Consider the following 6,536-nt stretch of genomic DNA (forward strand, 5'->3'; position numbering starts at 1 on the left):
ACAATGCGCGCCGGCGGCGGCCCGTCGCCGCCGCCCATCACCGAGCCGACCGTCGCGATGGCCTGCAGCGCGGTGAACAGGCCCTCGCCCGTCGCGGTCTTGGGGGCCGGCTTGAGGCTGTCGATCGCGGCCTTGACCGCCTGGCGGTTGGTCGTCGGGGCGACCAGCAGCGAGGCGTTGGCCGCGAACTCCACCAGCCCCAGGTTGATGGCCGGCGTCAGCTCGTCGGCGAATTGCTTGCCGGCCTCTTTGGCGGCGGTCAGCCGGTCCGGGGGAACGTCGGTCGAGGCCATGGACTCCGACACGTCGATGACCAGCATGACGACGGCCCGGTTGCGCGGGATGCGCATGTCGTGGGTGGGGGTCGCGAGCGCGATGGTCAGCAGGACCAGGCTGAGCAGCGACACCGCGATCGGGATGTGACGCGCCAGCGACTGCGGCACGCTCGTCTCGGTGAACCGGCGTAGCCGGCGCCGGCGGCGAGCCTGGACCAGGATGTAGACCCCGAGCAGAGCCAGCGGGAGCAAACCGAACAACAGCATGCCCGGGCGCTGAAAGCCGTAGAGCGGTAAGGGGCCTACCCCGGGAAGCGACACCCGCCAGTAAAGATGAGACTCAGGGAACCGTCAAACGGGGGACTATTCGCGCCGCAGCCGCCCGTCGACGAATTGCTCCAGGTTCTCCCACTCCCGCACCGCGGGGGCGTACGGCGCCGAGGGCTTGCCGACCGAGCCGGGCTCGAGCACGTAGGCCACCAGCTTGCCCAGCGGGCACCCGGTCTCGAGGGCCTTGTCGACCGTGGCCTCCTCGGAGTAGTCGCCGATGTCGCGGAGCAGCTCGACGGCCAGGTCCAGCTGGTCGCGGTCCACCGCGTCGGGGCCGTCGGCGATGTCGTCGGCCAGCCCGCTGAGCACGTAGATGTTGTCCTCGGTGACCTTGACCTCCAGCGAGCCGTCGGTGGCGGCGGTGCGGATGTCGTCGTAGGTGCTCAGGTCGGACAGGTCGTGGTCGTGCTCGTCGGCGAGGTAACGCGCCAGCGCCCGCTCGGAGCTGAACACGCTGATGCGCCCGTTGCGGCCCAGGAAGATCGGGCGGTCGTCCAGGTAGCACCGCAGCGTGTAGAACGTGCCAGAACTCGTCATGATCCGAATCGGGTCGATGCCCACCTGCAGCCAGAAATCCTCGTCGCTGCCCAGGATCACCGTGTCGCCGGCCGCGCGGGTCTCTTCCTCGGCCTCCTCGGCCTCCTCGGCCTCCTCGGGCTCGTCGGCCGCCTCGTCCGTCTCGCCGTCGGCCCCCGCTTCGGCCTCGGCGTCTTCGGTCTCCTCTTCCTCGGGCTCCTCGGCGAGCTCGTCGGCGGCCTTGGCCGACAGCTTGGCGTCCACCTCGGGGGTGGTCACGATGTCCTCGATTGCGGCGAGGACATCGTCCCAGCTGCGCCCGATGACCTCGCCGATCGCGTTCCAGCGCTTGAGGCCGGCCTTCCCGGTGAAGTGGTCGATCCCGCCCGAGACGGTGCCCAGCGTGGGGTTGCCGTTGAAGAACTTCGACACCGCCGCGAGCTCGCAGACCGACCCGATGGACGAGACCAGCGCCAGCGTGCGGGCCAGTCCGGTCACCGACTCCTCGGTCGGCTTCTCCGACACCAGCTCCTCGACCGCGACCAGATCGAACTGCTTGTCCTCGGCCGGTGCGAACTTGTGCGCGTGCGCCGAGGTCAGGTCCTTCCACGCCGGGTGGTCGACCAGGTCGTTGTCGGTATCGGAGCGCACGAACGCGACCAGGTCGGCGGCGGAGGCGAACACGTACAGGTCCTCGTCCTTGCCCAGGAACGCCTCCCACTCGTCGCCGGCGTCGCGCCAGCGGGGCGCCCACACGGTGTAGCGGTCGCCGTCGGAGAGGCTCAGGCGGATCGGCACGAGGTCAGCAGCCATGCGGCACACAATAGCGACGGCCGTGCAGGGTGCCGGGCGCTGGGCGTCGTCGGAGCTAGCCCGGTGACGGCGAGCGCCGGGACGGCGCGAGCAAGGAGCCGGGCAATTCGGATTCAGCCCCAGATGTCGGTGATCGGCGGCACGCTTGCCGCGTACCCGGTCTTGGGCAGCCCGTACATCTCCTCGATCGTGGCGAGCACGCTGTAGTGGTTGATCTGTTCGCTGTAATTGCCGGGTCGGACGTGGGCGCCGTAGAACACGGTCGGGATCTGGTTGCGGCTGCCGCCGTCGTCCTCGTCGAAGGTCAGGATCAGCAGGCTGTTGTTGGCGGCCGCCCAGTTGGCGTAGCCCGACAGCTGGCGGTTGAGCCAGGCGTCGGCCTGCGCGATCGAGCCGTCGTGCATGTTGTTGTCGTTGTTGGGAATGACGAACGAGACCGTGGGCAGGCTGGCGTAGTTGCCCATCGGGAAGGCGGAGAACGGCAGGGAGTTCGCCGGCGGCACGTTGGTGAAGTTGGCCCAGGGCACGTGCTTGCGCGCGTACTTGCCGGCGCTGCACACCGGCGAGCCGACCGCGGGCAGGCCCTCGGCGAAGCCGACGAACGTGTGGCCCGCGGCCAGCAATTCCGAACCCAGGTTGGGGGCGGCGCCGCCGTTGACGGGGCAGGCGTCGGTGGTCACCCCGAAGGTGTTGCCCGCGAACAGCGCGAGGTAATTCGGTTCGCTGGGGTGGGTTTCGGCGAACGACTGGACCATGTTGGCGCCGCCCGCGGCGAGCGCGGTGATGAACGGCGCCGACTTGTTGCCGATGATGTTGGCCTCGGAGCGGTTCTCCTCCACCACGATCACGATGTGCGCGAGCTGCGGAATGGCGGCCGCGAGGGCCACCCGGGGGGCCGCCGGGACGATCACCAGCGCCGTCAACACGGCCGCGCCGGCCAGGTTTCTGATTGTGCGCAGCACGCGGGGAGTATATGGGCGGATTCGCCCGCAAGGGGCGGCGGCGCGAGCGTGTCGGCGTTGCGCGCCGCAATCGTTATATAGGCTCAAATCCCGTGGACACGCGCGTCATTGATCACCCGCTGGCCCTGTCGCGGCTGACGGTGTTGCGCGACGAACGCACCGACAACGCCCACTTCCGGGCCGGCCTGCGGGACCTGACCGCGATGCTGGTTTACGAGGCCACCCGCGACGCCGCCCGCGAGACGTTCGGAATTCGTACGCCGCTGGCCGAGACGGTCGGGGTGCGGCTGGCCAACCCGCCGCTGTTGGTGCCGGTGCTGCGCGCGGGATTGGGCATGCTCGAGCGCGCCCTCGAGCTGCTTCCGGAGGCGCGGGTGGGCTTCGTTGGCGTGGCCCGCGACGAGCAAACCCATTGCGCGACGGGATATCTCGCGTCGTTGCCCGACGACCTGTCCGGTGTTCCGGTGATCGTCCTCGATCCGATGCTGGCCACCGGTGGCTCGCTGAAGCACACCGTCGGGCTGCTGCTGGAGCGCGGGGCGACCGACATCACGGTTTTGTGCGCGGTTGCCGCGCCGGAAGGCATTGCGGCGCTTGAGCGAACCGCCCCCGCGGCGCGCCTCTTCACCGTGGCCGTCGACGGCGGGCTCAACGAAAACGCCTACATCGTCCCGGGTCTCGGCGACGCCGGCGACCGCCAATACGGGCCGCGTTAGCCCATAACCTGCTGCACCAGCGCCTCGCGCAACGCGGCGGCCCGTTGCCGGGCCGCGGGCAGCCCGGCCGTCACCGCGCGGCGAACCTCGATGTAGAACTTCAGCTTTGGCTCGGTCCCGGACGGCCGCACCACCAGCCGCACGGACGTGTCGTCGTCACCGCCGGTGAAGATCAGCGCGTCGGTGATGTCGGTGAGGGTGGCGGTGAAACCAGCCAGCGTTTCCGGCGGCGTCGACCGCAGCCGCCGCATCAACTCGGCGGCCTTGGCGGCGTCGGCGACCCGCCGCGACACCGCCGCGACGTCGTGCACGCCGTGGCGCTCGGCGAGTTCGTCGAGCGAGTCGGAAACCGAACGGCCCCGGTCTTTCAGGGCGGCCACCAGGTCGCACACCAGCACCGCGGCGCTGATGCCGTCCTTGTCCCGCACGGCGTCCGGGTCGACGCAGTGCCCGATCGCCTCCTCGTAGGCGTACACCAGGGTGCCGCCGGGCACCCCCGCGTCGGCGCGCGCCAGCCACTTGAAACCGGTGAGCGTTTCGACGTGGGTGGCTCCATGCTCGCGCGCGATCGCCGCCAGCATGCGCGACGACACCACGGTGCTGGCCACCACCGCCGTCGGTGGATCGGCGACCCGCGACAGGATGTAATCGCCGAGCAGCCAACCGGTTTCATCTCCGGACAGCATCCGCCATCCCGGCCCCGCCGGAATGCCGACCGCGCACCGGTCGGCGTCGGGATCCAGCGCGATCGCGACGTCGGCCGTGACGTCGGCGGCCAGGGCGAGCAGCGCGTCGGCGGCGCCGGGCTCCTCGGGGTTGGGGAAAGCGACGGTGGGGAAGTCGGGGTCGGGCGCGAACTGGGCGCCGACCGTGTGCACCTGCCCGAAGCCGGCGCGTTGCAACGCTTCCACCGCCACCACGCCGCCCACCCCATGCAGCGGGGTCAGGGCCACCCGCACCGTGCCCGCGCCGCGCCGCACGGCGGCCGCACGCGCGATGTAGCGCTCGACCAGGTCGGTGGCCGCGGGTTGCACCGGCGCCCGGCCGATTTCGTCGGCCGGGGGAGCGGCGGCCATCGCGGCCTCGATCTCGCGGTCGGTGGGCGGGACGATCTGGATGCCGCCGTCGGTGTACACCTTGTAGCCGTTGTCCGCCGGCGGGTTGTGCGACGCGGTGATCTGTATCCCGGCGACGGCCCCGGTGCGCCGCACAGCGAACGCTACCACCGGGGTCGGCACCGGCCCCGGGAACAGCAGCACCGAAAAACCGTGAGCTGCAAGCACTTCCGCGGCCACGGTGGCGAAAACCGCGGAGCCGTGCCGGGAGTCGCGGCCGACGATCACCGTGCCGCCCGCCAGCCCGCGGCCGGCCAGCACCTGCGCCACCGCCCAGGTGGCGCGCGACACCACCGCCACGTTCATGGCGTCGGGCCCGCCGCGCACCGGGCCGCGCAGGCCCGCCGTGCCGAAGGTGAGCGGGTGGGCGAATCGCGCCGCCAGCTCGTCGGGATCGCACGCGGCGAGCTCGGCGGCCGTCGCCGGATCGGGATCGTGGGCGATCCATTCGTCGGGCGTCATGGCGTCATCGCGTCATCGCCTCAGAACCGGGCGATCACGTCGGCCAGCAGCGCGCCCATCCGGCTGGCCGACGCGGCGCCCGCGGCGAGCACCTCGGCGTGGCTCAGCGGCTCGCCGCTGATGCCGGCGGCCAGGTTGGTGACCAGCGACACCCCGAGCACCTCGGCGCCGGCCGCCCGGGCCGCGATGGTCTCGTGCACCGTGGACATGCCGACCAGGTCGGCGCCCAGCGTCCGCAGCATGCGCACCTCGGCGGGCGTCTCGTAATGCGGTCCCGGCAGGCCCGCGTAGACGCCCCCGGCCAGCCCTGGATCGCCCTGGCGGGCCAGCTCCCGCAGCCGGGGCGCGTAGGCGTCGGTCAGGTCCACGAACTGCGGGCCGACCAACGGGGACCGCGCGGTCAGGTTGAGGTGGTCGCTGATCAGCACCGGCTGGCCGACCGCCATGTCGGCGCGCAGCCCGCCGGCCGCATTGGTGAGCACGACGATGCGCGCCCCGGCCGCGCAGGCCGCCCGCACGGGGTGCACCACGTGACCGAGGTCGTGGCCCTCGTAGGCGTGCACGCGACCGACGAGCACCAGCACCCGGCGATCGCCGATGCGCGTCGACATCAGCTCGCCGGTGTGCCCGATGGCGGTGGGCGGCGCGAACCCGGGGACGTCGGCCTGGGGCAGCACGGCGCCGGGGGAGCCGAGCGCGGTCGCCGCCGGGCGCCATCCGGAGCCCAGCACGACGGCGACGTCATGCTCATCCACGCCGGTGCGCTCGGCGATGACTTGCGCCGCCCGCCGCGCCAGTTCGCCGGGGTCGGATGCGACGTCGCTCACAGTCGGCGAGCATAGTGCGGGTCACCGGGGTTAGCGCCGCGATGGCGTGCCCAGCGATATGTGAAAATCTGCCGCATGAATCTTCGTAGGTGGTCGGTCGCCGGCCTGGCGGTCGCCGTTGCGGTGTCGCTGTTTTCGATCACGGGCCCGGTGGCGCCGGCGCGGGCCGAATGCCCCGACGTGCAACTCATCTTCGCCCGCGGCACGGCCGAGCCGCCCGGCCTCGGCGCCGCCGGAGACGCGCTGCTGGCCGCGCTGCACTCGGCCCTCGGCTCGCGCAGCGTCGACTCGTACCCGGTGAACTACCCGGCCAGCTACAACTTCCTGCAAACCGCCGACGGCGCCAATGACGCCCGCGACCACATCGCCCAGATGGTCGAGCAATGCCCGGGAACGAAACTCGTGCTCGGCGGCTTTTCGCAGGGCGCCGCCGCGGTCTCGATGCTGGCCGGGGTGCCGCCGCTGGGCGAGCGCATCGGCAACTTCGGCTCCGCTCCCGCGCTGGACCCCGGCCTGGCCG

The 6,536-nt window shown here is 71.6% G+C and carries 7 protein-coding genes; 2 read left to right on the forward strand and 5 right to left on the reverse strand.

The window, feature by feature from the left end:
- The 3 genes from A5702_RS22375 to A5702_RS22385 all read right to left on the reverse strand — a co-directional run.
- Window positions 1–596, reverse strand: a 596-nt coding sequence (locus tag A5702_RS22375; protein WP_156669717.1) for a VWA domain-containing protein, incomplete at its 3' end; no start/stop codon positions are given.
- 42 nt (window positions 597–638) lie between these two features.
- Complete coding sequence (locus A5702_RS22380) at window positions 639–1,934, reverse strand: primosomal protein (protein WP_068223852.1); 1,296 nt, start codon at window positions 1,932–1,934, stop codon at window positions 639–641.
- A gap of 113 nt (window positions 1,935–2,047) precedes the next feature.
- A complete protein-coding gene (locus A5702_RS22385) occupies window positions 2,048–2,896 on the reverse strand; it encodes an alkaline phosphatase family protein (protein WP_369808518.1) in 849 nt (282 codons plus the stop codon).
- A 92-nt stretch (window positions 2,897–2,988) separates the two neighbouring features.
- Between A5702_RS22385 and upp the strand changes: the two genes are divergently transcribed.
- A complete protein-coding gene (upp, locus tag A5702_RS22390) occupies window positions 2,989–3,612 on the forward strand; it encodes a uracil phosphoribosyltransferase (protein ID WP_068223854.1) in 624 nt (207 codons plus the stop codon).
- On the opposite strand, the gene A5702_RS22395 is transcribed toward upp, so the two are convergent.
- Together A5702_RS22395 and A5702_RS22400 are read right to left on the reverse strand one after the other, a co-directional pair.
- Window positions 3,609–5,189 carry a phospho-sugar mutase gene (locus A5702_RS22395; RefSeq protein ID WP_068223856.1) on the reverse strand — a complete coding sequence of 527 codons (1,581 nt, stop codon included), beginning with the start codon at window positions 5,187–5,189 and terminating at the stop codon, window positions 3,609–3,611. The genes upp and A5702_RS22395 overlap by 4 nt on opposite strands.
- Window positions 5,190–5,209: 20 nt before the next feature.
- The gene (locus A5702_RS22400; RefSeq protein ID WP_068223857.1) at window positions 5,210–6,016 is read right to left on the reverse strand and encodes a purine-nucleoside phosphorylase; all 807 of its coding nucleotides are present in this window, start codon (window positions 6,014–6,016) and stop codon (window positions 5,210–5,212) included.
- Window positions 6,017–6,139: 123 nt separating this feature from the next.
- Here A5702_RS22400 and A5702_RS22405 point away from each other — a divergent pair.
- Window positions 6,140–6,536, forward strand: a 397-nt coding sequence (locus A5702_RS22405) for a cutinase family protein (protein WP_197506662.1), incomplete at its 3' end; no start/stop codon positions are given.

Origin of the sequence: Mycobacterium sp. E3339 (assembly GCF_001666915.1) — a bacterium.
In the GTDB taxonomy this organism is placed as follows: Bacteria; Actinomycetota; Actinomycetes; order Mycobacteriales; family Mycobacteriaceae; genus Mycobacterium.